Below are 25,685 nucleotides of genomic sequence, written 5' to 3'. Positions count from 1 at the left end.
GACGCTGCCGCGCTGGCACACCGCTTGCTCATGCATCCCCACTCACATCCGTGAACCGCGCACCAAGACGCGTCAATTGTGGAGAGGAAACCCATGGAGATCGGCTATTTCACGATGCCTTCGCACCCGCCGGAGTGCGGCCTGAAGGAAGGAAACGACTGGGACCTGCAAGTCATGCGCTGGCTCGACGAGCTCGGCTATCAAGAGGCCTGGGTCGGCGAGCACCACACCGCGCCCTGGGAACCCAATCCCACCCCGGATCTCCTGATCGCCCAGGCCTTGATGCAGACCAAGCGCTTGCGCATCGGGCCGGGCGGCTTCCTGCTGCCCTATCACCATCCGGCCGAGCTCGCCAACCGCGTCGCGATGCTCGACCACATGTCCGAAGGCCGGCTCAATTTCGGTGTCGCGGCTAGCGGCCTGCCGAGCGACTGGGCGATGTTCAACGTCGACGGCATGAGCGGGCAGAACCGCGACATGACCCGCGAAGCGCTGGAGATCATCCTGAAGATGTGGACCGATCCCGCGCCCTGGACCTACAAGGGCAAATTCTGGACGGTGACCAAGCCGGACACGATGTTCGACTTCCTCAAGCCTCACATCAAGCCGTTGCAGGCGCCGCATCCGCCAATCGGCGTTGCCGGTCTGTCGAAGAACTCGGACACGCTGAAGCTCGCCGGCGAACGCGGCTTCATCCCGATGAGCCTCAACCTCAACCCGGCCTATGTCGGCAGCCATTGGGATTCGGTCGAGATCGGCGCCGCCAAGACCGGACGCAAGCCGAACCGGCAGGACTGGCGGCTGGTGCGCGAGGTCTTCGTTGCCGACACCGACGAAGAGGCCTGGAAGCTCTCCACCGGCGACATGATGGGCCGGATGATGCACGAGTACTTCTTGCCCCTGCTCGGCCATTTCGGCTTCAAGGACTATTTGAAGCACGCGCCCGACGTGCCCGACAGCGACGTCACCGTCGAATATTGCGCCAAGCGGAACTGGATCGTCGGCTCGCCCGCGACCGTCGCCGAGAAGATCGAGAAGATCTACGACGAGGTCGGCGGCTTCGGCGTGCTGCTGGTGTTCGGCTTCGACTACAAGCACAAGGCAGAGGCCTGGCACCACTCGCTCTCGCTGCTCAGCAGCGAGGTGATGCCGCGCCTGAAGCATCTCGGCTCCACGAAGAAGGCGGCTTGACCCGACGCGGATGCGGCGCGATCGTGCCGCATCCGCACCCGTTTCGGAGATTTCCGCGTGAGCGTGGACGCAAAGGATTTCAAGCAGGCGATGCGCCAATGCGCCGGTGCCGTCGCGCTGGTCACGGTCGGTGCCGAGCACGGCAAGCGCACCGGGCTCACGGTCACCTCGGCCTGCTCACTGTCGGACAACCCGCCGTCGCTGATCGTCTGCGTCAACCGCAACGCCAGCGCACATACGCGGATCCGGGAGGAAGGCGCCTTCGCAATCAACTTCCTGCACGAGGACCACGCGCTGCTGGCACTCACCTTCAGCGGCCAGAAGGGCGTCAACGGTGACGACCGCTTTGCGTTCGGGCAGTGGACGCGCGGAGCCACCGGCGCACCCGTGCTGACCGACGCGGTGGCCGCGTTCGATTGCGAGCTGGCGCAGGAATTCGAAACGAAGACGCATTCGATCTTCGTCGGCGAAGTCCGCGGGGTGTCGCATTCCGACGGGGCCGCCCCGCTGGTCTATCTGCGCAGCAGCTTCCACGTACCTCACGAAATCCGCGGCACCGTTACAGTCGGCGATCTCGATTCAAGGCATCTGAGCTGGACGGATTTTTCGTAAGGGCGGCGGCGGTGCGCTCACTCGCCCCGCTTGTGGGGAGAGGGGGAGTCTCTCCGAGGATGGTGACAGTTGGACTCGCGGAGAGTCCCCCTCACCCGCCGCGCTTCGCGCGTCGGCCTCTCCCCGCACGCGGGGAGAGGCGAAAGCCCGCGGCTCGCTCCTCGTTCATCTCCAACCGAACGCGCTACTGCGCGGTCTCGATCTTCAGGTGCTTGATCTTGCGATACAGCGTCGCGCGGCTGAGCTTCAGCGCACGCGCCGCCTCGGTCACACGGCCGCCATGCTTGCGCAGCGCCTCGACGATCGTCGCGCGCTCGGCCGCCGCGAGATCCGGCTCCGCCGCACGGCCGCCGAACAGCGGCAGATCGAGATCGGCATCGGTGACGACGCCGTTCTCCGCCGTGCAGCCGGCAAGCCGCAGCACATGGCGGAGCTGGCGCATGTTGCCGGGATACGGATAGGCCGACAGCAGCGCCCAGGCCTCGTCCGAGAGGCGGCAATTCGGCGCTTCCTCGCGCGCGATCTGGCGAATGATGTCGTCGCGGTCGGCGCGCTCGCGCAAGCTCGGCAGCTTCACCTCCATGCCGCGGAGACGAAAATAGAGATCGGCGCGGAAGGCGCCCTCCTCCGCCATGCGGCCGAGATCGCGATGGGTGGCGCTGATCAGGCGGATGTCGACCGGCACCGGCTTGAGCGCGCCGAGCGGCCAGACCTCGCGGTTTTCCAGCACGCGCAAGAGACGCGTCTGCAGCGCGATCGGCATGTCGCCGATCTCGTCGAGGAACAGCGTGCCGCCGTCGGCCTGCACGATCAGGCCCTTCGAGCCCTCGCGCCGCGCGCCGGTGAAGGCGCCGGCCTCGTAACCGAACAGCTCGGCGTCGATCAGGCTCTCCGGCATCGCCGCGCAGTTCAGCGCGACATAATGGTTGCGGGCACGGTTGCTCGCCGCGTGAATGGCGCGGGCGAACACGTCCTTGCCGACGCCGGTCTCGCCATGCAGCAGCACCGGCAGATTGCGATCACCGATGCTTCGGAGCCGCTTCACGCTTCGGATCAGGCCGGGATCGCGGCCGGCGAGCCGATGCAGGTCATCAAAACGGTCGATCGTCGCATCGCGGCGCGGAGCGTGTGGACCCGTGAAGGATTTGGCGCGCAGCGGCGGGGCGACATGGCCCTCGCCCAACGGACTGCCGTCGGCGCGGCGCAGCTCGACAACATCGTCCGCACTGCGCGCGGCGTGATGATCGAACTTGATGTAACGCGACAGATCGATGCCCGATGCGATCATGCCGTCGGTGAGGCCGAGCAGCGCACGCGCGGAACGGCAGGCGCCGACGATACGGCGGTCGTCGTCATAGGCGAGCAGGCCGCTGCCGCCGTCACCCGGCACGGTCGCGATCCAGGCGTTGCGGAAATGGCCGCGGAAGATCGCACCCTCCATCCGCCGCGTCGCCTCCATCGTCACCGCGAGCGCGAGCTGATGCGCGGCGCGCTCGAGATCCTCACGGCAGGAGGTGATGTTGATGGCACCGGCGAGCCGGCCGGCCTGGTCGAACAGCGGCGCCACGGCGCAGGAGAACATGTGCCACTGTGCGCGAAAATGCTCGTCGCGATGCACCAGGATCGGCTTCTGCTCGGCCAGCGCGGTGCCGAGCCCGTTGGTGCCCTCAAAAGTCTCGGCGAAGTTCGAGCCGGTGTAGATCTTCCAGTCCAGAAACATCTTCGCATCGGCTTCGCCCGGAAGCCGACTGAACAGCATGGTCGCGTTCACATCGGCCAGATTCACACAGTAGCCGGCGTCGCGCAGCACGCGGGCGAGGTCGTCGAGCTCGGGCGTCGCGAGCCGGATCGTCTCCTCCATCGGCTCGGCGACATGCCGGATCTCGGCCTCGGTGAGCGTTTGCGGCGGGCCCTGACGGGCGGGATCGAGCTTGTGGCTGATCAGGCAGCGCCGCCACGAATTGGCGATCCGCGAAGAGGCATCGACGTCGGCCACATGATTGGCGACGGACAAGACGCGGGCGACATGGTTCGAGGCCGAAAGGCTGGCCATCGCGGACGTCTCCACCCTGTATTATTGTGCAAAGTCTGGCAGCACGGGCGGGGATGTCAATCGGGAACCGGGAACGGGGGAGATGGCACACGGTCTCTAGACGTCATTCCGGGGCGATGCGATGGGACCGCGCAAGCGCGGCCCGGAGCATCGAACCCGGAATCTCGAGATTCTCAGGTGTGCAATTGCACACCATAGTTCGCGCTGCGCGCGCCCCGGAATGACGGCATCATCAAGATTGCTGCACTGCGCTCACCAGGTATCGATGCAGGGCCTCTTCTTCTCCGTCCGCGCGGGCGGCTTCGGCACCGACCTAAGCCCCGCCATGATCCAGCGCCGCGTCTCGGCGGGGTCGATGACGTTGTCGATCTCGAACACGGACGCGATCGAGACCGCCTTACCGTTGGCATAGAGCTCGGCGACCTTGTTGCGGTAATAGGTCTCGCGCTCTTCGGGGTCGGCGATCGCCTCCATCTCCTTGCGGAAGCCGAGGCGGACATAGCCCTCGAGGCCCATGCCGCCGAACTCGCCGGTGGGCCACGCCGCAGTGAAGAACGAGGCGTGGAAGCCGCCGCCGATCATCGACTGTGCGCCGAGGCCGTAGCCCTTGCGCAGCACGATGCCGAACAGCGGCACGGTGAGGCTCGCGCCGGTCACGAACATGCGCGAGACGTGCCGCACGATCGCGGTCTTCTCGGCTTCCGGGCCGACCATGAAGCCGGGCGTGTCGCAGAGCGAGACGATCGGCAGATCGAACGCGTCGCAGAGCTGGAGAAAGCGCGCGGCCTTGTCGCCGGCATCGGCATCGATCGCGCCGCCGAGATGGCGCGGGTTGTTGGCGATCAGGCCGAACGGCTTGCCCTCGATGCGGATCAGCGCGGTGATCATGCCGACGCCGTAGTCGCGGCGCAGCTCCAGCACGCTGTCCTTGTCCGCGACGAGATCGATCACGCTGCGGATGTCGTAAACGCGCAGGCGGTTCTCCGGGATGGCGCGGCGGAGCAGACGCTGGTCGGCGGCCTGCCAGTCGGTCACCGCACCCTGGAAATAGGACAGGTATTTCTGCGCGACGCGCGTCGCCTCCTCCTCGTCCTCGACGAGGATGTCGATGACGCCGTTCGGCGACTGGAACGAGACCGGGCCGACCTCGGCCGGATGGTAGACGCCGAGGCCGCCGCCCTCGATCATCGCGGGGCCGCCCATGCCGATCGAGGCGTTCTTGGTGGCGATGATGACGTCGCAGCAACCGAGCATCGCGGCATTTCCGGCAAAGCAATAGCCGGAGACGACGCCGATGACAGGCACGAGGCCGGAGAGCCTTGCGAACTGCACGAAGGACGGGCCGTCGAGCCCGGTCATGCCGAGCCGGTCGGTATCGCCGGGCCGGCCGCCGCCGCCCTCGGCGTAGAACACCAGCGGCACGCGCCAGTCTTCTGCCAGCGTCAGCATGCGGTCGATCTTCTTGTGGTTCATGTGGCCCTGCGTGCCCGCGAGCACGGTGTAGTCATAGGCCACGACGATGCAGCGCGCGCCCTCCGGGCCGAACTTCTCGCCATTGACGGTCGCAACGCCCATGACGAGGCCGTCGGCCGGCGTGTTCTTGATGAGGTCGTCGAGCTTGCGCCGGCGGCGCTGGGCCGCGATCGCGAGGCAGCCGTACTCCATGAAGGAGCCGTCGTCGACGAGCTGCGCGACGTTCTCGCGGGCGGTGCGCTGGTTGGTGTTGCGGCGGCGCTCGACCGAGGCCGGCCGGTTCGCATCGAGCGTGTTGGCCTGGCGCGCGATCAGCTCGGCGAGATCAGGGCGGATGTGGTCGAGGTCGACATCGGCTTCCGCCGCCGACGCGTCGGCCGCGACGTCGAGCGGCTCCAGATACAGGATCGGTTCGCCATGCATCAAAGTGGCGCCGTCTCCGGCGACGAGCTTCATCACCCGGCCGCCCTGCTCGGCCATGACGAGATGCTCCATCTTCATGGACTCGATCACGGCAAGCTGCTGGCCGGGGCGCACGACCTCGCCCTCCTTCACCTGGATGGTGACGATGGTTCCTTGCAGGGGTGCCGCGACCATCACCGCGCCTTCGGGCACGGCCTGCGTAATGTGCGTCTCCATGCCGTGACCGCCGCCTCGCTCAGTCGGGGCGAAGTAGAGCGGCTTGGCTGCGCCATCGGCCGCCTCGACCAGTTTCGCGATGTTGCGATCGATGAAATCGGTCGCGATCCGGTTGGTCCTGAAATCGGGATGCGCGAGCACCGCCTGGAGGAAGGCGATGTTGGTGACGACGCCGTCGATCCGGAATTCGCGCAGGGCGCGCGAAGCCTTGGCGACCACGTCATGCCAGGCCTCGCCCGGCGTATGCACGATGACTTTCGCGAGCAGCGAATCGAAGGCCGCGCTGGTCTTGTAGCCCGCATAGCCAAAACTATCGACACGGACGCCGGGCCCCGACGGCGGCTCGAACAAGGCGAGCACGCCGCCGGTCGGATGCGTCGCGCCAGTCTCGTCCAGCGTCTCCATGTTGACGCGGAGCTGCATGGCGTAGCCGCGCGGCTTCGGGATCGATCCCTGCGCAAGGTCGAGCGAGGCCAGCGTGCTGCCTGCTGCGACCGCGAGCTGGGCGCGGACGAGGTCGAGGCCCAGCACCGCTTCCGTCACGGTGTGCTCGACCTGGAGCCGCGGATTGGCCTCGATGAAGGCAAAGCTATCCTCCGCCGTGCCGTCGACCAGGAACTCGAAAGTACCGAGATTGTCGTAAGCCGCGGCGGTCGCGAGTTGCCTCGCCGCCTCGATGATGCGGCCGCGCAAGGGCTCGCTCAGCGACGGGCTCGGCGCCACCTCGACCAGCTTCTGGTGCCGGCGCTGGATGGTGCATTCGCGCTCCCAGAGATGAGAGACCGCACCATGACGGTCGCCGATGATCTGCACCTCGATATGACGCGCCTGGCGGATCAGCCGCTCGGCATAGACGCCGTCGAAGCCGAATGCCGCCTTGGCCTCGGACTGGCAGCGCGCATAGGCTTCCGCCAGATCGGCCGCATTCTCGACCACGCGCATGCCGCGGCCACCGCCGCCGGCCATCGCCTTGATCACGATCGCCGCGTTGCCGCCAAGCGACGTGAAGAACGCCGTGATCTCCTCGAGCGACGAAGGCCCGCTGGTGCCGGCGATGATCGGCACGCCGCAGCGTTTGGCCAGTTGCCGTGCCGCGACCTTGTCGCCAAACAGTTCGAGCGCTGTCACCTTTGGCCCGACAAAGGTGATCCCCTGCTCGCCACAGGCCTTGGCGAACGCGGCATTCTCGCTCAGAAAACCGTAGCCGGGATGCACGGCATCGCAGCCGGCGCCCTTAGCCGCCGTCACCACGGCCTCGATGTCGAGATAGGCCCGCGCGCCGCGGCCAGGGATCTCGAGCGCCTCGTCGGCGACACGCACATGCAGCGACAGCGCGTCGTCTGCAGGGTGGATCGCTACCGTCGCGATGCCGGCATCGGCCGCCGCGCGCGCGATGCGGATGGCGATCTCGCCGCGATTGGCTATCAGGAGTTTCTTGAACGACATGATGTCTCTCACTCAGACTGCGGCGGGCAGATTTGGATCGAGGTCCTGCTTCTTCACCTTGCCCGTCGCCGTCAGGGGCAGAGCTTCGATGATGCGAATCTCCGGGACCTTGTAGACGGCCATGCGCTCGGCGCACCAGGCACGCAGGCTCTCTGCCGAGATGGTACCGACCGCCTCCGGCTTGAGCTGGATATAGGCCACCGGCACCTGCCCCTTGTCGGGATCGTCGCGTCCGACCACGCCCGAGCCCAGCACCTTCGGATGCTGACCCAGCAGCGCCTCGATCTCCGGCGGGAAGACGCTCATGCCCTTGACCTTCAGCATCTCCTTGCGGCGGCCGAGGAAGTGCAGGAAGCCGTCCTTGTCGATGCTGCCGATGTCGCCGGTGCGCAGCCAGCCATCGACGAGCGACTCCGCGGTCGCCTCCGGCTTGTTCCAGTAGCTCTTGAGCAGCGACGGCGTCCGCACCCGGATCTCGCCTTCCGCACCGAGCGGCAGCAGCGCGCCGGTCTCGAAATCGGTGATCTTGAACTCGGCGCCGGGGACCGGCAGGCCGACGAAGATCGGCTGGTTGTTCAGATCGAAATCGTCGTCCTGGAAGCCTGATGTGAAGGTGTTGGAGGTGTGGGTCTCGGTCATGCCCCAGGCCGCCTCCATCAGGATCGTGCCGGTGAGGTCCTTCCAGCGCCTGCGATAGTCGGCGTTGAGCTTCTTGACGAAGGAGACGACGCGCACCTGCTTCAAGGACGACAGGTCGAACTCGCTCCAGCGCGGATGGTCCATCAGCTCCACCGCGCCGTCGACCGGCATCGCGGTGATCGTAACCTTGTACTTGTCGATCGCGGCCATCGCGCCGACGGCATCCCAGCGCGCCAGCAGAACCAGCGTCGCGCCGGAAAACAGCGGAAAAATCAAGCCAAAGTTCTCACCGGCAATCCAGAACTCCGGAAAGAACGACAGGAACACGCTGCTCTCGTCCGACAGGACCGAGATGCCGTAATTGGCGGCGGCGGTATAGACCATGTCGCGATGGGTGTGAACGCAGCCCTTGGGCATGCCGGTGGTGCCGCCGGTGTAGTTGAGCGCAGCGACCTCATCGAGGCCGGGCGGCGGCAGCGGCGACGGCGCGGGCATCGCGGCAAGCGCCGGCAACAGATCGGTCGCGCCTGCGGCCGCGATGCGCGGCGCGCGGATCGATTCCGGCGTGGGAAACGCAGGCGCCGCCGGCAGGACATCGGCAAAGCTGGTGACGATGATCTCGCGCAGCCGCACCTCGCCCCTCACCTGCTCGACGACGGGGATGAGCTGGTCCAGTGCCACGATTACGTCGGCCTGGGTATCGTTGAGCTCGTAGGACAGCTCGAACGCGCGCGACAGCGGGCTGACGGGGACATGGACCGCGCCGAGCTTCAGGATGCCGAAGAACACGATGTGAAATTGCGGGCAGTTCGGCAGGAAGACGGCGACGCGATCGCCCTTGCGCACGCCCTTGGCCTGCAACAGTGCCGCGAAGCGGTCGCTCTGCCGGTCGAGATCGGCGTAGGTGGTGACGTGCCCGTAGAAGATCACCGCCGGACGCTCCGGGCTCCGCCTCGCCCAGGCGCGCAGATATTCCGTCAAAGGAGCTTCGCCGTGCAGATAGTTCGGCGAACGCGGCATGCCCTTCGGCCACGCCTTGTCCCACAACCCGCGCAAGGTGGCGAGGTAGTCCTTCTCGTTGAGGGCCGCGCTCATGACGTCTTCCCCGTGTTGCTTTTCTTTTCATAAGGCACGCACGTGCCGTCAATCGACATCGTTACACGTCGAGCACGGCAGACTTCATGTCAAGGAAAACAGTTTTCCGCATCACGGCCGATGCCGCGGCGCGGAAAAAGCAGACATTACGCCGTGACGAGGCGAATGATCCGCCTCACGGCCGATGGGATCGGCGCGATGACAGGGACAGTGAATATCGGCTGAAGCTCGCGCGCGGCTTCCCCCAGCGGCCCGCCGCCGATGATGACAGCTTCCGCCCCGTCCTGCGCGATGCAGGCCTCGACCGCGCCGGCGAGGGCTGCGCGCAGCTGCGCCGGATCGCGCATCAGCTCTTGCGGATCGCCTTCGGCAAAGCGCGTGCCGGTGTAGCGCGATCGCAGCCCCAGCGCGTCCGGCAACGCCTCGATCTTCGACTTGAGCAGCGGTGTCGTGGTCGCCACACCGAAGCGGCGGCCTCCTGCGGCGGCCTCCAGCATCGACGACTCGCCGATGCCGACCGCAGGCAGCTTCATCGCAGCCCTGATTCCGGCGAGACCGGGATCGCCGAACGCAGCAACGATGATGCCGTCCGGGGAAGCTCGATGCGTCCGCGCGATCTCCTCGACCTCGGCGGCGGCCGCCTCCAGCGCCTCCGCTGACACGATCATCTGCGGCGCGCGCGTCGCCGTGGCGCCGACGATGTCGAACCCGGCCACGGCGGCCGACCTCGCGATGGCGACCATCAGCGCGGTGGTCGCCCCAAGACTGTTCGGATTGATCAGGAGGATGCGCGCACGCCGATCAGGGTTTTGGTCCATCCCACCGCTATACTAGGCCGCCCGCACGCCGGCAACGAAGGCGCTGACCTCGTTCTCGAGCGATTGCAGTTTCTGCGTCAGCCGGCCGCTGGATTGCAGCACGAGGCCGGCGGCCTGGCCGGTCTCGGCGGTCGCATCGGTCACACCGGAGATGTTTTGCGAGACCTGATCCGTGCCGGACGCCGCCTCCTGCACGCTGTGCGCGATGGCCTGCGTCGCCGCGCCCTGCTCCTCGACGGCGGCTGCGATCGACGAGGAGATCTCGTTGACCTCCATGATGGTGGCGCGAATGCTCTCGATATTGCCGACGACCTGATTGGTCTCGGCCTGGATCGCGGTGATCTGCGCGCCGATCTCGTCGGTCGCCTTCGCGGTCTGGCTCGCCAGCGACTTTACCTCACTCGCGACCACCGCAAACCCCCTGCCGGATTCGCCCGCACGCGCCGCCTCGATGGTGGCGTTGAGCGCGAGCAGATTGGTCTGCGAGGCGATCTGGTTGATGAGGTCGATGACCTCGCCGATCTTGTGCGCGGCGGCGGCAAGCCCCTGCACCGTATCGTTGGTGCGCTGGCCGTCGGCGGCCGCCTTGTCGGCCACCGTCGCGGCCTGCGCGACGCGCTGGCTGATCTCGGTGATCGAGGACGACAGCTGGCCGGCGGCGGAGGCCACCGTCTGCACGTTGCTCGACGCCTGCTGGCAGGCCGTTGCCACGAAGCTGGCGCGATCGGTCGCCTTGTTCGCGGTCTCCGACATGCCTTGCGCGGCCTGCTGCATCGCGCGCGCCTCATCGAACACGTCGCGGACCACGGCCTGGACACTCGCCTCGAACTTGCCGGCGAGATCGGCCATCGTCCTGCGCTTCTCGTCGTCGGCTCGCTGCTTCGCCTCCTGCTGCTCGGCATGCATCCGGCCCACGGCCGACGCATTGTCCTTGAACACGGCGAGCGCGTTGGCGAGCCCGCCGACCTCATCGCGCCGATCGGTGTAGGGCACGTCGAACGCACTGTCGCCGGCGGCGAGGCGTTCGGTCAGCGCCGTAATTCCTGCCAGCGGCTTCGTGACGCTGCGGCCGATCACGAAGGAGGCACCGAGTACCCGCACGAGCACGACAAGACACACCAGCGCGAACGTCGTCGCGTTCTGGCGGAACACGGCATCGACGTCGTCGAGATAGATGCCGGTGCCGATGATCCAGCCCCAGGGCGCAAAGCCCTTCACATAGGAGATCTTCCCGACCGGCTGGTCGAAGCCGGGCTTCGGCCAGAGATAGCTGTAGAAGCCGGCGCCCTGCTTGCTGACGACGTCAACGAAGCCCATGAAGAGCGCGTTGCCGGCGGGGTCCTTCATCCCCGAAAGGCCTTGCCGTCGAGCTCGGGCTTGATCGGATGCATGACCATCCTGGGGGTCATGTCGTTGATCCAGAAATACTCGACCTTGTCGTAGCGCAGGCTCTTGATCTCCGCCATGGCGGCGGCCTGCGCCTGCTCGCGCGGGAGTTTTCCGTCGCTCTCGAGCTTCTGATAGTGCGCCAGGATGCCGTAGCCGACGTCCACCATGTGCTGCGTCTTGGCCTGGCGATCGGCGACCATCTGGGTGCGCAGGGTCGAAAGCGCGATCGGCGCCAGCGCGATCATGCCGAGGAGGCTGATGCCGACAATCAGGACCAGCTTGAAACTGATGCGGGAGAAAATCATCGGGGCTCGCAAAATTGGAAGGGCTGATATGCCAGTTTATCCCGCTCCCCTTAGCAAAGCTTTAAGCATTCGGGTTCCCCAAATCCCCGCAAAATCGAGTGGGCGCTCGGCGGCATGCCGTATGCGGCCCGGCAGGTTTGCGGGGCCGGCCGCATTCGAGATCCGAACGCTTCAAATCTAGAAGACCTCGATATCGGCCCTCGACGCGTTGACTTGCGACAGGCTCTGACGGAACGATCAACGCAGATCGTCAGCGCCAGAAGCGGCGTGCGCCCAGCCCAAGGCCACAGGCTCAATGCATCAATCGACATACGCCAAGCCCATCGACCTTCCCGCACTGACCGCAGCCGAGCGACTCTTCATCTGGGGATTTCGCGCCAAGGCGCGCAGCGGAAGCGCCGTTCCGACCGCGGCCGACATCCAGCAGGTGTACGACCATTTCCGCGTCGGCGATGCCGTGCCGTCGCTGGAATCGATCATCGAGATCTTTGCCTGCACGGCGCATACGGCGATCGAAGTGCATTGCCCCACCTGTCCGCGCATGTCGGAGAGCGAGCACGGAATCCTGCGGGCGATCGCCGCCGCGCAGAAGGAGCGCGACGATGTCGCGCGCGAGCAGTTCGAGTGCTGGCTGCCGCCGGTGGGCGCGGATTGGGCGCTGGCGCCGGTCCGGGGACTAGCGACCATCTTCCGCATGGCCGGCCTCATTCTGCCTGACCGGCATGTCGAGCCTTTTGACCTGGACCGGACAATGGTGATGAAGAGCTGGCTTGTGGGCAGTCCCACGTTGCATTGATGAGATCGTTCATGATGGAGGCTGCGAGCAATTCCGTGCCTGACCCGGAAGCCGGCCAGTCGCGGCTCTGCCCGCTTCAAGCCGCGCTTGCGACCCGTCCCGGCGTCGAAGGCTACGATCAATTCTGCCGCGTCGCGCTTTCGCTGTTCCGCTTCATTGGCGCTGCCTATGCGACCGGCGCGTCCGATTGCTGGGAGGCGGCCTATCGCTTCGCCGACGAGGCGCCCGGCATTGCCGACAGCCCGCTGCTGGTCGCGCGAGCGGCTGCGCTCGTCAGGATCCTGCGCAGCGGCCGGCCATGCGAGCTGTGCTTCTTGCCGCCGTCGTGCCGGCGCCTCTCGAAGGACGAGACGGAGTTGATGCGACTGCTGTCGGTCGCGCGCAGCAAGCAGCCTGGTGAACTCGAGACAATCGTCTGCGGGTTCGTCGGCTCCGGGAAAGAGGATGCGACAACGCGGGCGGTCAACGCGCTTGCCTGCTGCTGACGCCTAACCGCCCGCCTTGCCGAGCACGAGATCGATCGTGTGGGACGCGATCTTGCGCAGCTGCGCCTCGTCGCCGAAGGCCCGTTCGAGCACGGCGAGGCCGCGCGTCACCGTGATGATGAGGAGCGCTGCGACCGCGGGATTGCCGTTGAACTCGCCGCGTTTCGCGCCTGCCGACAATGTGTCCTGAACCAAAGCGGTGATGCGCGAGATGAGGTTCGCAAAGGCCTGGCGCGCGTCCTCGTCGAGCCCCTCGCCTTCGACCGCACCGAGCTCCATCAGGCCGCGCGTGGTCGGACATCCGCGCGGTGGCGAGCCCGAGCGGAAATTCACGATGGTCAGGTCGAAGAACGCGGTGAGGCGTTTTCGCAAACTGCCGGCACCGAGCGCCTTTTGCAGGGCGAGGAGATAATCGCCCGCGTAGCGCTCATAGGCCTGCAGGAACAGCGCCTCCTTGCTGCCGAAGGCATTGTAGAGGCTGCCGCGCTGGACGCCGGCGTCGCGCGCGATGTCGGACAGCGAGGTGCCGCGCACGCCCTTGCGCCAGAACTGGTCGAACGCAATGCGCAGGACGTCGTCGTGGTCGAACTCGCGCGGTCTCAAATGTCGATCCTCGGCCTGAAAGTATTTGACACGATGTCAAGAACGTGTTTTCTCGACATGGTGTCAAAAACCAGTTGGGATTGATAGCCCGTTTCGTCAATGAGCCGGACCGCCGGCGCGCACCATGCGCCCTGGCCGGTCGGCCCGCATGCAAAGGGACCAGCTCATGCCTCTCCTCCACATCTCGATGCGCGCCGGAAAGCCCGACGCCTACCGGCAGGCGATCCTCGACGGTCTCTACCGCGCCATGCGCGAGGCGCTGAACGTGCCCGAGGGCGACGAGTTCATGACCATCAGCGAGCATGACCCCGCGAACTTCCGCTGCGGCAACGCCTACGGCGTCGAGCGAAGCGAGGACGCCGTGCTGATCCAGATCACCGTGTTCGCCTCGCGCACCCCTGAGCAGAAGAAAGCGCTGTACCGGCGGATCGCGGAGCTGCTCGGCGAGAACCCGGGCATCCGGCCCGAGGACGTGTTCGTGAACGTGCTCGATGCCCCCGGGGAAAACTGGTCGGTCGGCCACGGCCTCGCGCAGTTCGCGTGAATTTGCCGGGCGCGGAGTTGCCCGCGCCCCCTTGAGAATTGCCGGCCGGAAGGGTCTGATAGGCGGCGGAGGAAACCTCCGCCGAGCCGAACCCGGGACCTGAGCCGCATGACCATGTCGGTCGAGCAATTGTGGAGTCTGCCTGAAACCGCGCTGGTCGGCGCCTACGCAGAGGCGCGGCGCCGTTACGCGGAGAAGAAGTTCGAGCGCGACACCCAGCGGGCGCGGCTGGAATGGATGCGCGCAAAGCTGTTCGTCAACACGCAGGGCAATGTGACCGAGCGCAAGATGGCGGTCGACGTTTCCGAGGAGCTGGCGCGCAAGGGCCAGGAGGTGCGCGAGATGACGCGCGATCTCGACATGCTGAAGATCGACGTGGACGTGATCGACACCATGATCCGGCTGCGCGGCGCGCACGGCGCCCCGCCGGTTCATGCCGAAGAGGCGGCCGAGAAACCGGCCGAGCCGGAGGGGGAGTGAGATGGCTGCCTTCCGCGGAAGCTGCCTGTGCGGCGAGGTCGCGTTCGAGGTCGAGGGTCCGTTCGATCGCTTCCTCAACTGCCATTGCTCGCGCTGCCGCAAAGCGACCGGGACCGCGCATGCCTGCGAGGTGATCGTGAAGGCGGGGGCGCTGCGCTGGCTGCGCGGGGAAACATCGGTCGCGCGCTTCGATCTGCCCAATGCACGAAGCTTTGCGACCGCGTTCTGCAAGAGCTGCGGCAGCCCGATGCCGCATCTCACGCGCAGCGGACACGAGGCGATCATCCATGCCGGCGCGTTCGACGAGCCGCTGGGCGCGGCACCTGACCGGCACGTGCATTGGACGTCCCGCGTGGATTGGTACGCGCACGGGGACGGATTACCGGTGGAGGATTGAAGCTCAGCTTTGCGCATGCCCACCGTGGCGGCGGTGATACGCGCTTGGCGACGGCCAGCTCCAGTCCTTCAGTGTCGTTCGATCCGGCTCGAAGATCTCGATCTTGAGCGGATGACATGCCGCGGCATCGCTGGAATGGGTTGCGCTACAGTCGCCACCGGGACAGGCCGACAACGCGCCGAGCAGGTCGATCTCCGCGAGAAATTCGATGAAGTCGCCGGGACGGACCGGACTTGCCTTCATGAAATATTGGTGCGTGTCCTTCGTGAAGCCGGTGCACATGAAGACGTTGAGTACGTCGTGGATATGATGCTCGATCGCGCGTGGCTCCATCTCGAGCTCGGCGGCAAGCGCGCGGGACAGGTTGGAATGGCAGCAGAAATCGTAAGCCGTGCCGTTCAACAGGAGATTTGTATAGGGGTCGCAGCGCGTGCCGATCACATCATGAATGCCGGCGCCGTCCTCGTCGAAGCCGTACCAGCCGAGCGTGTCGTGACTGATGGTCGCCATCGGCCGAAGGTAGGGCATATTGCTCCAGAGCCGGTCCCCGATGCCGACATGCGTACCATGGAGCGCCCGCGTCTTGCCGCTGAAGAAGCGCTCGGAGAGATCCTCTGCATTCCAGAGATTGAGGTCGCCGACCTGAGGGCCTTCGATGCTGACGATGCGGAAAAACTGGCCGCGCGCCACGCGAAATGTTCTGGCATCGCGTGGCGGCACGGTGAGCTCGTGCGTCTTGACCATCGTGCGGCGAGCCTGCTCAAGCGCGGCGAGGTCAGGCCCGGGCATCGTGCCGGCCGGATAGACGATCGTCGGCTTGGCGGCGCGGCGCGAAGCGGCGTCTGCGGGTGCGATTTTGGGCGACATGCCAAGCTGATCCCTGTGACTGCAATCCATCCTACCGCCTCATCTCACCCACTCGCAACGCACTCCGCCATGATCCCATCGAGCTCCGCCTTCGAGAGAACGCCGAGCTCGGCGATGAAAACGATGCGTGACCGCGGCACGCCTGGTGTCGGCGCCTCACCCGGCGCCAGTGTTGCGCGGCCGCCGGCGAACTGAAACACCGTCAGACGGCCGGGCTGCTCGACGGTCTCGAACAGGCCCTTGGCGCGGGCGAGTTTCGGCGCCAGCCGGCCGATCGCCTGCTGCAAGCGCGGCAACGAGATTGGGTGGTCCGAGGTCCAGCTCAACGTCTCGAAGCGTTCCTCTGCCGGCCGCCGCGGCCCCGGCTCGCGTGTCGCTGGCGCGCGATCGATGGCTGCGGGAAACAGCAGCGCGGCGGGAATCTCGCCGTGCTGCGCATCGACCACCACGGCGGGGACGCGCAGCGCGCGGATGGCTTCGCGCATGCCGGCACCCGCGCCCTCGTCCGCCAGATCCAGCTTGCTGAGCGCCACGATATCGGCGACCCGCAGCTGCGCGCGCACCAGCGCGTCATCCAGGGCTGACGGCAGTGTGCCTGCGTCCATCACGCAGAGCACGGTTTCCAGCGGCGCCTCGCGCAGGATCACCGGATCCATCAGGTTGCGCACGATGTCGGAGGGATCGGCGACGCCGCTGGTCTCGATGACGATATACTCCGGCTTCGGATCACGCCGCAGCAGTGTCGACAGCGTGCGGAGCAGATCGCCTTCGAGCGAGCAGCAGATGCAGCCGTTGGCAAGGCTCACCACGCCGTCGCTCGCGCCCGCGATCAGCTCCGCATCGATGTTGATCGCGCCGAAATCGTTGACCACGGCGGCGATGCGCCGTCCCTCCGCATGCGCCAGCAGATGGTTGACGACCGTGGTCTTGCCCGCCCCCAGAAAGCCCGTGACCAGGAGAATGGGGACCGGCATGGGTCAGCCCTCGACGACCGGGCGGCGCACCGGCCGGCCGGGCCGCGCAGTCACATCCAGAATGCCGTCGCTGATCAGCGGCTGGCCGCTGACGACGAGATGCCGCACGCCCTCGGACGGCCGGTTCATCGCCGTGAACGTCGCGCGGTCGCTCAGCTTCTCGTAATCGAACACGACGATGTCGGCATCGGCGTCCTTTGCGAGCCTGCCCTTGGCGCGCATCGCGGGCGTGCTCTGCGACAGGATCTCCGCAGGGATCAGCGCACATTTGCGCACGCCTTCCAGCAGCGACACCGTCTTGCGCTCGCGCACCCATTCGCGGATGAATTTCGTGAAGCAGCCGGCCGAGCGGGGATGCGAGGTGGCGTCATCCGGCAGCGGCCAGGCATCGCCGGTGTAAGTCTTGCCGTCCGACGTCGTCCACGGCATCGCGTCGGACGCGATGGCGCCGCCGGGATACAGCACCGACATGTCGAGCAGGTCGCGGTGATGCGAATTGTTCTCGGTGTCGAGGATGTGCCAGAGCACCAGCGAGGACGGCTCTTCGGCCTGCGCCTTGAGCAGCTCCGCGCGATCATGGAAGCGATAGCCGTCGGTCACGCGCTGCACGGAATCGTAACCGGTGCCGTTGCGCTCGACGAATTGGGGATCACTGAAGAAGGCCGCGGCCAGCACGGTCGAACCGGTGCCGTAAGGATAGGCCTCGACCGTAATGGGCAGGCCCTGCGCCTGCGCCTTCTCGACCAGCACGCGGCAGCGCTCGATGTCGGTCTTGCTCGACGAGTTGAAGTGGCAGATGTGCATATGCGCGCCGGTGGCGCCGGCATAGCCGATCAGGCGGATATAGGCCTCCGCCGCGCTCTCGGGGTCGATGCGCGACATGTAGGCGACGTGGGTGAAGGTCGGCACGTCCTGCTTCGCGGCGAGCTGGCAGACCGCGGTCAGCTCCTGCACGCCGGCGCCCGGCGCGTAGGCGTTCAGGATGCCGATGCCGATGCCGCCCTCGTTGAGGCCGCGCGCGAGGCGATCGAGGATGCCGGCGACCTCCGCATCGCTCGCCACATTGTCCATCCAGCGGCGGTCGCGCATGGCGTTGCCGAACGCCTCGAGCGAGCTCTCCGCGTTGGAGCCCGTCATCGCGCCGATGCGCGCAAAAGCCCAGTTGGTGGCGGCGCCGTAGTTCAGCACGCGCCCCTTCCTGGCCTGGCGCTCATACCAGGATGCGACCGGCAGCACGCCGGCCTCGAGATCGAGCGTCGTCGTCACGCCGTCGAACGCCTGCATGCGATCCGCCGGGATCGACTGGCCATGCGCGTGCAGGTCGATGAAGCCCGGCGCCACCACGAGCCCGGTGGCGTCGATCACCCGCTCGGCGCCGCCGAGCGAGGAGCCGACGGCGGCGATCTTGCCGTCCACCACCGCCACATCGCCGATGGCATCCATCCCGCTCGCGGGATCCACCACCCGGCCGCCAGAGATCACCAAACCGCTCATATCGTCACTCCGCATGCCATTGCCAAAACCTCCAAAGACCCGGCAGCAGCTTCGGAGGTGCGTCTGGGCCGCATAGAGGCAGATTTTTGTGACAACGACCACCGCCGCGGATGCCGATGCAGCATGCATATTGCCGCGCGGCTGTCGCGGGGACGCGCATACGAGATGCAGTCTCGGGTTGCATCCCGGCAAATGCCAAGCTATGGGATGCGCGCAATTTCATTTTTGGAGGCGACCATGTCTACGACTGCACGCTTCCCGGGTTCGACGCGCGATATTTGACGCGCTTCCCGGGATCGGTTCCCGGGTGGGACCACCAAGCCCTGCATCAAATCGAATCTGCCGCGACCTATTGGCGCGCGTTTGCGAACCTATTGTCATGACATCCAATCTCAAGCTGGCCCCTGATCGAGGCGACCGGCGTTGCGACCTGCTGGAAAGCCGGCTGCGGCGATATCACCCGCGCTTCCAGGGCGCGGTGCGCGCCTTGGCCGTGCGGCATCCGCGCATTGCGGACCTTGCCGCGAGCTTTCCCGCGCTGCTCTTCGCGCTTGCTGTTCCGCGGCGGGGGCTCGATCCTGCACGCGCGATTGCGTGCGTGATCGACGGCCATGCCCTCGCGGAGGCGGCGGCTGCCGCCGACGCCCCGCTGTGGCTGCGCAAGCTGCCTCCGGAAACGTTTGCGCGTCCGATCCCGCGATTGCCCGACGGCGAACTCTTTCGGCGACAGATCGCGAACCACCTTCCGCGCTCTCCCAAGCTCGCGCCGACATGGCTTCAGCTCGTGGCCGATGCCGCCGAGCTCGCGCACGAACCGATGGCGGCGTGGATCGCGCGTGAATTTGCGCGCGAGCCGCGACGGGTGAAGCCTGCACGGCTGCGGCTGATTTGTCTCTGGGCCTGGTATTCGACCGAGCCCGCGACGTTGGGACATGATCTGATCGAGAGGCCATGGACACCGGACATGCGCATCGATGCCGCACGTTCGGCCGCAGAGGATTGGCGGACGATCGTGGCCCTGCATGCGAACCTCGGCCGCCAGCCGATCGCCGATATGTGGCTGCGCCCCGGCCGGGTGGCGGGCTACGAATTTTTGCCGCTGGATTCGATTGCCGCCATCACCGAGGAGGCGAAGGCAATGAGGAATTGCCTCAACACCTATGGCCAGAACCTCGCGCACAACCGGTCGCGGGTCTGGAGCATACGGGAGGATGGCCAACGGGTCGCGACGCTGCGGATCGCCTGCCGCTATCGCGATCCGCTGCCGAACATCGTCGAGCTCAAAGGGCCCGGCAACATCGAGGTATCGCGCGAGCTGTGGTGGGCGGCGCGCCAATGGCTGCACAGGCACGATCTGTCGCAGATCGACATGAGGCAGCGAGATTGGGGAACGACGCCGCTCGACCGCGGAAGCTGGGTGCCCCTGTGGCGGCCATACTGGCTCGCCAAGCGCCGCATTCCGGACTGGCTGCCGATGGCCCCGTCGCGCAAGGCGTTCGACACGCTGTGAGTGGACGCGGTGTTTTCCCATCCCAGTCAGGCCGACACGCGGCCGCAGTCTCGCGGCATGATTTGCCCGAGCTATGCTTCGCTTCACACCCTCTCTCCAAAAGAAAGGGCGCAGGGAAGACCGGGCGCCGGCTGGCACCCATTAAGACCCCTGCGCTGAACAGATGCACACGCAATGCACAGGGGAGACACAGGGCAGCCGAAACCCGGCCTTCCCTGCGCGATGGTTTGACGGCCTATGCCGCGCTCTCCCGGGAGCCGAGTTCGTTCTGGCCTCCCTCGCCTTCGCGAAATGCACGGCATCGCGCCGGTTGACGCGAATAACGCCTTCGCCAGGGCTTGACCGTAGCAACGACGGCCAGGACCACACGGTTTCGCCGTACGCAGGCACCCCTGCTTCGCCTGAGGGCTTCGCAGGACATGCCTGCCTCACCCGAGGCCTCGCAGGGCTTGAGCGCCGTCCGTCGATCGCGGTCCGTAGTGCGCTCACGAGGTTCATCTCGCCCTGCACGCTACTGACCGCCTTTAACGCCGCCCGCGTCCACCGCAACCCAGCCCGCGTTCGTGACGACGTACGACCGCCCCTTTTGCCGGGCTGGGATGGCCGACAAATACGATAAATCAGAATTTCGGTAAAGTGGAATATTTTGAAGGTGAAGGCTTGACAACTGAATCACGCTGTTTCGTGATCACTATCATGAGGCGCATCTTCTCCGCCGCCGGCCCTATCCAAAGGTCGCCTCCAAGCGATCAAAGCCGACCCACCCGTACTAGGACGTAGATTCATAAACGCGAAGCCAGAGTCGCATCGACGCCAGTTCGGCGAAGGCAAGGAAGTTGCTGGCGAGCTTGTCGTAGCGCGTGGCGACGCGGCGAAAGTGATTCAGTTTGCAGAAAAGGCGTTCAGTAAGGCTGCGTTCGCGGTAGAGCCGCTTGCTGAAGTAGGGCTTCAGCTTTCGGTTGGACCTGGCGGGGGATGTTGGGATGAGAGACGAAGGCTGGCGGAGGATATTTTCCAAGAAGACGTCAGCGGCGAGGCGATCGCCAATCTCTCTCCGACCGAGATGGCGCGCGCAAACAGTTCGCTGTTCGCGACCTTTTGCCTGGTCGACCTGATCGACCGGGTTCGAGAACCGCGAATTCCCGATTTGCGCAACACCGAAGGGGACGAGGTGGTCCTCTGTGCTGCGCGCTTCCCTCTTGCAGCCGGCACGACGAGCAAAAGCATCCGGAGCGCGCTCCAGGCGCATGATGAATTTTGCATGACGGACACGACAAGCTGGAACTGGATCACCCGAGAAAGACGGGCCACCGCGGCGGCCGGCGAACGGCCAGGGCAGGCGTTGAACCTCGAGACCTGGCGCGACGACGGCTCACTCGTGCTCGGCGATGTGAGGCTGGAGGACAAGGCGGTCGTGCTCAGCGTGAACTCCCGGCAGCGATGCGAGCGCGGCAATGCGCTGCTGTCCGCGGTACTCGGCTCGCTCGTCGGGAAACCCTCGATCGAAACCGAGACTGTCGAACAGATGATGGCATCGCACAACGCCGCTGAGCCTCAGGAAGTCGACATCTCCGAGGCGGAGAAATGTGCGATAATCCACGATCAAATGGATCGGCACTACCGCAGCGTCCTCGATGAGCCGGTTCCCGCACTCGGAGGACTGACGCCACGTGCCGCAGTCAAGACAGACGATGGCCGAATTAAAGTCGTCGAATGGCTCAAGATGATGGAGAACGAGACCGCCAAGTCCGGCGCTCGCAACAGCGCAATGGCCAGTTACAACTTCGGTTGGCTATGGACGGAATTGGGTCTGGCTGGACTGAGGCGATGAACGAAATCACCAACTGACCGCTACGTCGTGGCCAGGAGATTGCTCAGCTCACCACGCTCATAATGGCTCTTTCCACGGAAGAGGATCCGTCAACGCGGTTGTATCGCAGGTGCTCCCAATGGGGAATTCATACAAAGTGGGACGAAACGACCCTTGCCCCTGCGGTAGCGGCAAGAAGTTCAAGAAGTGCTGCCTCGGCTCACAAAGCCCGAGCGAGCCATCATCCGGATTGCGCAGATTTGATCCGCGGGAAGTCGCCCGATCAGCGCTTGAGGACGAGAAAATCTCGACCTGGCGATATGATCCACTTGTGGAGCCGCATCCGGACCAGTGGCTTGCGCTGGATGAGCAAGAACGGATTGATCTCGTGCTGGCATATCATCGGCATGCCGGGATCCGCCTCCCGCGGGAGCAATTGCACGCCGTCATTCACGCCATCGTCGAGAACCAGATTGCCGATGCCGAGCTGCCGGTGCGACGCACGGCGCAGCGACTGATGTCCGAAGGGCTGGATCGTCATGATGCGGTTCATGCGATCGGCTCGGTGCTCGCCGGACACATCAATGACCAGATGCGGGAGATCAAATCGGACGCCGACCACGCCGACATGCCGCCCGACCGAGACCCGAATGCGGATTATTTCGCTGAGCTGGAAGCTTTGACTGCGGAAGGGTGGCTTCGGTCCACGTGATCGTCGTGTCGACGCTTGTGCATCCTGCATGATCTGCACAGCACCCATTCCACGGCAACGGCGGCGTCTCTCAAGGCACAACCAGTTTCTTGCGAATGGCATAGCGGACCAGTTCGGCCGTCGACGACATTCCGAGCTTGCGCATGGCGGACGCACGATGGGTCTCGACCGTCTTCACGCTCAGCTTCAAAATGACGCTCATGGATCTGTTGGTATGCCCTTCCGCAATCAATTGGACCACGCTCTGCTCGCGCGACGTCAGCAGCATGTCCGACCTGCCATGCTTGTTGAGCTGGTAGTCGTGGAGCAGCTTCTCCACCAGGGCGCTGGTGAAGTAGGGCCTGCCGTCGAGCAGCGCCTCGATTGCGGAAATCAGGTGCTTCTTGGCATCCGACTTGAACAAGAAGCCGCGGACTCCCGCCAGAACGGCTTCGGACAGCAGTTCCTCGTCTTCATGCATCGTCAGGATCAGCACCTCCGTGCGCAGATCGAGTGCCTTGAGCCGGCGGCTGACCTCCAACCCGTTCATGAGTGGCATCGAATAGTCGACGATGACGATGTCCGACATCGTCTCCACGGCCAAACCGACGGCCTGCTCGCCATTGGTCGCTTCGCCGGCGACGATCCAGTTGGACTGCGTTTCGACAATCGCGCGAAGCCCTGAACGTACGACTGCATGATCATCCGCAATCAAGATGCGTTTCATGGCGTCGTTCTCGTTTTCCGGCCGCAATCGATGGAGACGGCCGGCAGCAGCAAGGTCGAACGATCATGCCGATCATGGCTCGAAGCGCCATCCTGCAAAACCCTGAACTGCCTCGGCGAATGTACCGACGTGGCCGGCTTCAAGGAGACCCCACGGACCGACGCGCCGTCATGCCTCAACCAGCTGCGCACGAACGGCGTACCGGACCAGACCTGCGGTTGAGTTCACGTCCAGCTTGCGCATCGCAGCCGCTCGATGTGCCTCTGTCGTCTTGACGCTGAGGTTCAGGATCGCGCTGATGCCCTTGTTGCTGTAGCCTTCGGCTACCAGCTTGACGACAAGCTGCTCGCGTGGCGTAAGCCCGCGGCCCCGGTCTACTTCGCCGCCCGCGCCGTGATCCAGCTCGTTCCGACAGCTTTCGCTGCAAAATCGCTTATGCACCAAAAGCGCGTCGACGGCCGCCAATAGCGATCTGTTCGCATCCGATTTCGTCAGAAATGCGCGTGCACCGGCCTCGAAGGCCTGCTGAGCGAGCAGACCGGACTTGTGCACCGTGAAGATCAGAACCTCCGTCTGCAGCGGATAGTCCCTGATCCGCCGCGCAACCTCCACACCCGTCATTCGCGGCATGGAGAAGTCGACGATAGCCACGTGCGGCCGGCTTTCGATTGCCGCAGTCAACGCCTTGCTGCCGTCGTTCGCCTCGGCAACCACCTCCCAATCCGCCCGCTGTTCGAGCACCGCTCGCAAGCCCAATCGCACCGCCTCGTGATCATCTGCGATAAGAAAGCGTTTCATGGCAGAGCACTCCAATGTCGCTATACGGCAGCCATGTCCACCCGCCACCGATAACCTTCTTCTTCTTGCCTCAGTGGGTGCCAGCTTGGGCCCTCCCGAAGCCCGTGGCCTTTCGCCGGCCAGGCTTGTTCGTCGTCAGCCCATGCGGAAACACCGCGCGCAGGATGGTGCCGGAGAGCTGTGTTGCCGGATCGGAGTGGATATCCAATGACCCTCCGATCTGTTCGAGCCGTGCCCTCATCGCGGGAATACCGACGCCGACGGATATGGTTTTCGCACCTTGCTTCGCGTAGTCGGCGCGCATCCCTCGCCCATTGTCGGTGACCGTCAATCGAAAATGACGGCCGATCGGGTCGATAACGATGCTCACCTCCGTCGCTTGCGCATGGCGGAATATGTTGGTGAGGGCTTCCTGGACGATCCGCAGCAAGGCGCGTTGCTTCTCGTAAGACAGCCTATCGACGTCGGGCACGATCCTGGTCGTGACCCGCAACGAGGTGCGGGCCGCAAATCCATCGGCGTAGTGCTCGATCGCGGCTTTGAGCCTGTCGACCGTCAGATTCTGGGGGTGTAGCAGATAGGAAAAGGCACGGATTTCCCTGAGTGCCTCATCGATAGACGCGTCGATCTCACCGCAAAGCCGTTCGGCGCCGACCGCGTCGCTCATTTCACGCCGGAGCCGCATGAGACCGAGACTCGCGGCAATCAAATGCTGACATGTCGAATCATGGAGATCGGAAGCAATCCGCTGCTGGATATCCTCCTGGATGGACGCCAGATTGGCAATGACTTGAACATCATCGACACCTTCGGTCGCGGTTTCGAATGCACCATGGCGCACGATACGATGGCTGCCGATCAGCCGGATCGCGCTACCCGCCACGGGATCCACAACCGGAGCGATGGTCGTCTCCATATTTTGCCGCCGGTCGCCAAATGCGAGACGATGGCGAATCCTCACTTCCGTTCCTTCCGCGAGACAGGCGCGAAGGGCTTCATAGATGGATCTGGCGTCATCCCTGCTCATGCAGCTGGAGACGTCCATCTCCCTGATGTCTTCGGACGAGATGCCGAGATGCTGCTCGAATGCCGGATTGATCCCCTCATAGACGAAGCGTCGGCCAGGCGAAGGGCGCACGACGAAGAGAAAGTCAGCCGAGCACATCCAGTACAGCCGGTCGCTGGCCTCTTCGAAATCGAGCCGGAACGACCCTGTGCCGCTGGTTCGAATTGGCTCGGAAGCGGGAAAGCTATGAGGCTTCACGGTACGCGCTCACTCTGCTGCGGCAACGCCCGACATTGAAGCTCGATATCGAGAGTCGCCGTCCTGCCCCGCAGGCGGGGCATCACCCTGGATCAGAGTACGCCCGTGGGGTCCGCAGATTATACACCGTTAGGTTGATAGCGCCATAAGTAGAAGTAGCGCGAGATTAGAATCTCGAATTCGTGAGGGGAGAGCTGAAGGGATCAAATATGCGGTTCGTGCCGGACCATTCGGCACTGGACTCAAAAGAGATGCAACAAATGCTAAAGTGCCGCCAATAGCCTTCACGAAACGGCGCGAGAGGATAACAGCTTCCCTGATACGCAAGCAGCGCCCTCCGAGAATCATGCATATCGTTCTCGGATCAACATCGGACGACACTCTACCAGGCGCTAGCGGGTTCCGGCTCCGCTCGCGCTGGATTTCCTTTTCTTTCCGGCCTTCGCGCTCGGAGAAGGCTGCTGAGGCGGCGCGATCACCAGCGGATGAGACGGCACTTGGAGGCGGTGAGTGGCGGCGTCGTCCCTGAGTGCATCAGTATCCAGGCGCTGGCTTCGGTCGACAGAATCGCGCGGGTCTGCGGCG

20 protein-coding genes and 3 pseudogenes are annotated in these 25,685 nt (G+C 65.1%); 10 read left to right on the top strand and 13 right to left on the bottom strand.

Annotation, left to right across the window (positions count from 1 at the left end; translation table 11 throughout):
• The first annotated feature begins 93 nt into the window (after positions 1–93).
• On the top strand, positions 94–1,191 hold the full coding sequence (locus AAFG50_RS07560) for an LLM class flavin-dependent oxidoreductase (RefSeq protein ID WP_028172908.1): 1,098 nt from the start codon (positions 94–96) through the stop codon (positions 1,189–1,191).
• Positions 1,192–1,248: 57 nt separating this feature from the next.
• On the top strand, positions 1,249–1,803 hold the full coding sequence (locus AAFG50_RS07555; protein ID WP_028172907.1) for a flavin reductase family protein: 555 nt from the start codon (positions 1,249–1,251) through the stop codon (positions 1,801–1,803).
• A 184-nt stretch (positions 1,804–1,987) separates the two neighbouring features.
• Here AAFG50_RS07555 and AAFG50_RS07550 read toward each other — a convergent pair whose 3' ends face one another.
• From AAFG50_RS07550 to AAFG50_RS07530, 5 genes and pseudogenes are all read right to left on the bottom strand, one after another.
• On the bottom strand, positions 1,988–3,856 hold the full coding sequence (locus AAFG50_RS07550; protein ID WP_028172906.1) for a sigma-54-dependent Fis family transcriptional regulator: 1,869 nt from the start codon (positions 3,854–3,856) through the stop codon (positions 1,988–1,990).
• 252 nt (positions 3,857–4,108) lie between these two features.
• Positions 4,109–7,414, bottom strand: coding sequence for a carboxyl transferase domain-containing protein (locus AAFG50_RS07545; protein ID WP_028172905.1), 3,306 nt, complete (start codon positions 7,412–7,414; stop codon positions 4,109–4,111).
• A gap of 12 nt (positions 7,415–7,426) precedes the next feature.
• Entirely contained in the window at positions 7,427–9,148 is a 1,722-nt protein-coding gene (locus AAFG50_RS07540) for an AMP-binding protein (protein ID WP_028172904.1), read from the bottom strand.
• A gap of 146 nt (positions 9,149–9,294) precedes the next feature.
• Positions 9,295–9,966 (bottom strand): aspartate/glutamate racemase family protein, encoded by a 672-nt coding sequence (locus AAFG50_RS07535; protein ID WP_028172903.1) that lies wholly within the window; start codon positions 9,964–9,966, stop codon positions 9,295–9,297.
• Between the two features lie 12 nt (positions 9,967–9,978).
• A pseudogene (locus tag AAFG50_RS07530) lies at positions 9,979–11,660 on the bottom strand (cache domain-containing protein).
• 295 nt (positions 11,661–11,955) lie between these two features.
• On the opposite strand from AAFG50_RS07530, the gene AAFG50_RS07525 reads away from it, so the two are divergent.
• Together AAFG50_RS07525 and AAFG50_RS07520 are read left to right on the top strand one after the other, a co-directional pair.
• Positions 11,956–12,456, top strand: coding sequence for a hypothetical protein (locus AAFG50_RS07525; RefSeq protein ID WP_028172902.1), 501 nt, complete (start codon positions 11,956–11,958; stop codon positions 12,454–12,456).
• Positions 12,457–12,467: 11 nt separating this feature from the next.
• On the top strand, positions 12,468–12,941 hold the full coding sequence (locus AAFG50_RS07520) for a hypothetical protein (protein WP_028172901.1): 474 nt from the start codon (positions 12,468–12,470) through the stop codon (positions 12,939–12,941).
• A gap of 3 nt (positions 12,942–12,944) precedes the next feature.
• Here the strand turns inward: AAFG50_RS07520 and AAFG50_RS07515 are convergent, their stop codons facing one another.
• Positions 12,945–13,544, bottom strand: a complete 600-nt coding sequence (locus AAFG50_RS07515) for a TetR/AcrR family transcriptional regulator (protein WP_028172900.1) — start codon at positions 13,542–13,544, stop codon at positions 12,945–12,947.
• Between the two features lie 166 nt (positions 13,545–13,710).
• Here AAFG50_RS07515 and AAFG50_RS07510 point away from each other — a divergent pair, with 166 nt between their 5' ends.
• From AAFG50_RS07510 to AAFG50_RS07500, 3 genes are all read left to right on the top strand, one after another.
• A complete protein-coding gene (locus AAFG50_RS07510) occupies positions 13,711–14,088 on the top strand; it encodes a tautomerase family protein (protein ID WP_011090034.1) in 378 nt (125 codons plus the stop codon).
• A gap of 108 nt (positions 14,089–14,196) precedes the next feature.
• The gene (locus AAFG50_RS07505; RefSeq protein ID WP_011090035.1) at positions 14,197–14,568 is read left to right on the top strand and encodes a hypothetical protein; all 372 of its coding nucleotides are present in this window, start codon (positions 14,197–14,199) and stop codon (positions 14,566–14,568) included.
• A 1-nt stretch (position 14,569) separates the two neighbouring features.
• Positions 14,570–14,965 carry a GFA family protein gene (locus tag AAFG50_RS07500; RefSeq protein ID WP_028172899.1) on the top strand — a complete coding sequence of 132 codons (396 nt, stop codon included), beginning with the start codon at positions 14,570–14,572 and terminating at the stop codon, positions 14,963–14,965.
• 3 nt (positions 14,966–14,968) lie between these two features.
• On the opposite strand, the gene AAFG50_RS07495 is transcribed toward AAFG50_RS07500, so the two are convergent.
• From AAFG50_RS07495 to AAFG50_RS07485, 3 genes are read right to left on the bottom strand one after another with little or no spacing between them, the layout of a single operon-like run.
• Positions 14,969–15,832 (bottom strand): DUF1989 domain-containing protein, encoded by an 864-nt coding sequence (locus AAFG50_RS07495; RefSeq protein WP_039187026.1) that lies wholly within the window; start codon positions 15,830–15,832, stop codon positions 14,969–14,971.
• Positions 15,833–15,876: 44 nt separating this feature from the next.
• The gene (locus AAFG50_RS07490; RefSeq protein ID WP_028172897.1) at positions 15,877–16,806 is read right to left on the bottom strand and encodes a GTP-binding protein; all 930 of its coding nucleotides are present in this window, start codon (positions 16,804–16,806) and stop codon (positions 15,877–15,879) included.
• A 3-nt stretch (positions 16,807–16,809) separates the two neighbouring features.
• The gene (locus tag AAFG50_RS07485) at positions 16,810–18,315 is read right to left on the bottom strand and encodes an amidohydrolase family protein (RefSeq protein WP_231166634.1); all 1,506 of its coding nucleotides are present in this window, start codon (positions 18,313–18,315) and stop codon (positions 16,810–16,812) included.
• Between the two features lie 163 nt (positions 18,316–18,478).
• Between AAFG50_RS07485 and AAFG50_RS07480 the strand changes: the two genes are divergently transcribed.
• Positions 18,479–19,810, top strand: a complete 1,332-nt coding sequence (locus AAFG50_RS07480) for a PcfJ domain-containing protein (RefSeq protein ID WP_231166633.1) — start codon at positions 18,479–18,481, stop codon at positions 19,808–19,810.
• 769 nt (positions 19,811–20,579) lie between these two features.
• Here AAFG50_RS07480 and AAFG50_RS07475 read toward each other — a convergent pair.
• Positions 20,580–20,744 (bottom strand): annotated as a pseudogene (locus tag AAFG50_RS07475) (IS5/IS1182 family transposase); the annotation flags it as partial.
• On the opposite strand from AAFG50_RS07475, the gene AAFG50_RS07470 reads away from it, so the two are divergent.
• Together AAFG50_RS07470 and AAFG50_RS07465 are read left to right on the top strand one after the other, a co-directional pair.
• A complete protein-coding gene (locus AAFG50_RS07470; RefSeq protein WP_049832447.1) occupies positions 20,688–21,641 on the top strand; it encodes a hypothetical protein in 954 nt (317 codons plus the stop codon). The pseudogene AAFG50_RS07475 and the gene AAFG50_RS07470 overlap by 57 nt on opposite strands.
• A 115-nt stretch (positions 21,642–21,756) precedes the next feature.
• A pseudogene (locus tag AAFG50_RS07465) lies at positions 21,757–21,843 on the top strand (SEC-C metal-binding domain-containing protein); the annotation flags it as partial.
• Between the two features lie 559 nt (positions 21,844–22,402).
• Here AAFG50_RS07465 and AAFG50_RS07460 read toward each other — a convergent pair.
• The 3 genes from AAFG50_RS07460 to AAFG50_RS07450 form a co-directional block, all read right to left on the bottom strand.
• A complete protein-coding gene (locus tag AAFG50_RS07460) occupies positions 22,403–23,038 on the bottom strand; it encodes a response regulator transcription factor (protein WP_011090041.1) in 636 nt (211 codons plus the stop codon).
• Positions 23,039–23,206: 168 nt separating this feature from the next.
• Positions 23,207–23,836 carry a response regulator transcription factor gene (locus tag AAFG50_RS07455; RefSeq protein WP_028172893.1) on the bottom strand — a complete coding sequence of 210 codons (630 nt, stop codon included), beginning with the start codon at positions 23,834–23,836 and terminating at the stop codon, positions 23,207–23,209.
• A gap of 70 nt (positions 23,837–23,906) precedes the next feature.
• A complete protein-coding gene (locus tag AAFG50_RS07450; RefSeq protein ID WP_011090043.1) occupies positions 23,907–25,100 on the bottom strand; it encodes an ATP-binding protein in 1,194 nt (397 codons plus the stop codon).
• Between the last annotated feature and the right edge of the window lie 585 nt (positions 25,101–25,685).

It is taken from the genome of Bradyrhizobium sp. B039, assembly GCF_038965675.1.
GTDB classification, from domain to species: domain Bacteria; phylum Pseudomonadota; class Alphaproteobacteria; order Rhizobiales; family Xanthobacteraceae; genus Bradyrhizobium; species Bradyrhizobium diazoefficiens.
The sequence above is the reverse complement of the archived record's forward strand: the minus strand, read 5'-3'. Positions and strand labels throughout refer to the sequence as shown.

Coding starts and splice junctions, on each gene's coding strand:
- AAFG50_RS07545 (WP_028172905.1), bottom strand. CDS start 7,414: ATGTCGTTCAAGAAACTCCTGATAGCCAATCGCGGCGAGATCGCCATC.
- AAFG50_RS07485 (WP_231166634.1), bottom strand. CDS start 18,315: ATGCGGAGTGACGATATGAGCGGTTTGGTGATCTCTGGCGGCCGGGTG.
- AAFG50_RS07520 (WP_028172901.1), top strand. CDS start 12,468: ATGATGGAGGCTGCGAGCAATTCCGTGCCTGACCCGGAAGCCGGCCAG.
- AAFG50_RS07525 (WP_028172902.1), top strand. CDS start 11,956: ATGCATCAATCGACATACGCCAAGCCCATCGACCTTCCCGCACTGACC.
- AAFG50_RS07550 (WP_028172906.1), bottom strand. CDS start 3,856: ATGGCCAGCCTTTCGGCCTCGAACCATGTCGCCCGCGTCTTGTCCGTC.
- AAFG50_RS07500 (WP_028172899.1), top strand. CDS start 14,570: ATGGCTGCCTTCCGCGGAAGCTGCCTGTGCGGCGAGGTCGCGTTCGAG.
- AAFG50_RS07455 (WP_028172893.1), bottom strand. CDS start 23,836: ATGAAACGCTTTCTTATCGCAGATGATCACGAGGCGGTGCGATTGGGC.
- AAFG50_RS07510 (WP_011090034.1), top strand. CDS start 13,711: ATGCCTCTCCTCCACATCTCGATGCGCGCCGGAAAGCCCGACGCCTAC.
- AAFG50_RS07540 (WP_028172904.1), bottom strand. CDS start 9,148: ATGAGCGCGGCCCTCAACGAGAAGGACTACCTCGCCACCTTGCGCGGG.
- AAFG50_RS07560 (WP_028172908.1), top strand. CDS start 94: ATGGAGATCGGCTATTTCACGATGCCTTCGCACCCGCCGGAGTGCGGC.
- AAFG50_RS07490 (WP_028172897.1), bottom strand. CDS start 16,806: ATGCCGGTCCCCATTCTCCTGGTCACGGGCTTTCTGGGGGCGGGCAAG.
- AAFG50_RS07460 (WP_011090041.1), bottom strand. CDS start 23,038: ATGAAACGCATCTTGATTGCGGATGATCATGCAGTCGTACGTTCAGGG.
- AAFG50_RS07495 (WP_039187026.1), bottom strand. CDS start 15,832: ATGTCGCCCAAAATCGCACCCGCAGACGCCGCTTCGCGCCGCGCCGCC.
- AAFG50_RS07505 (WP_011090035.1), top strand. CDS start 14,197: ATGACCATGTCGGTCGAGCAATTGTGGAGTCTGCCTGAAACCGCGCTG.
- AAFG50_RS07535 (WP_028172903.1), bottom strand. CDS start 9,966: ATGGACCAAAACCCTGATCGGCGTGCGCGCATCCTCCTGATCAATCCG.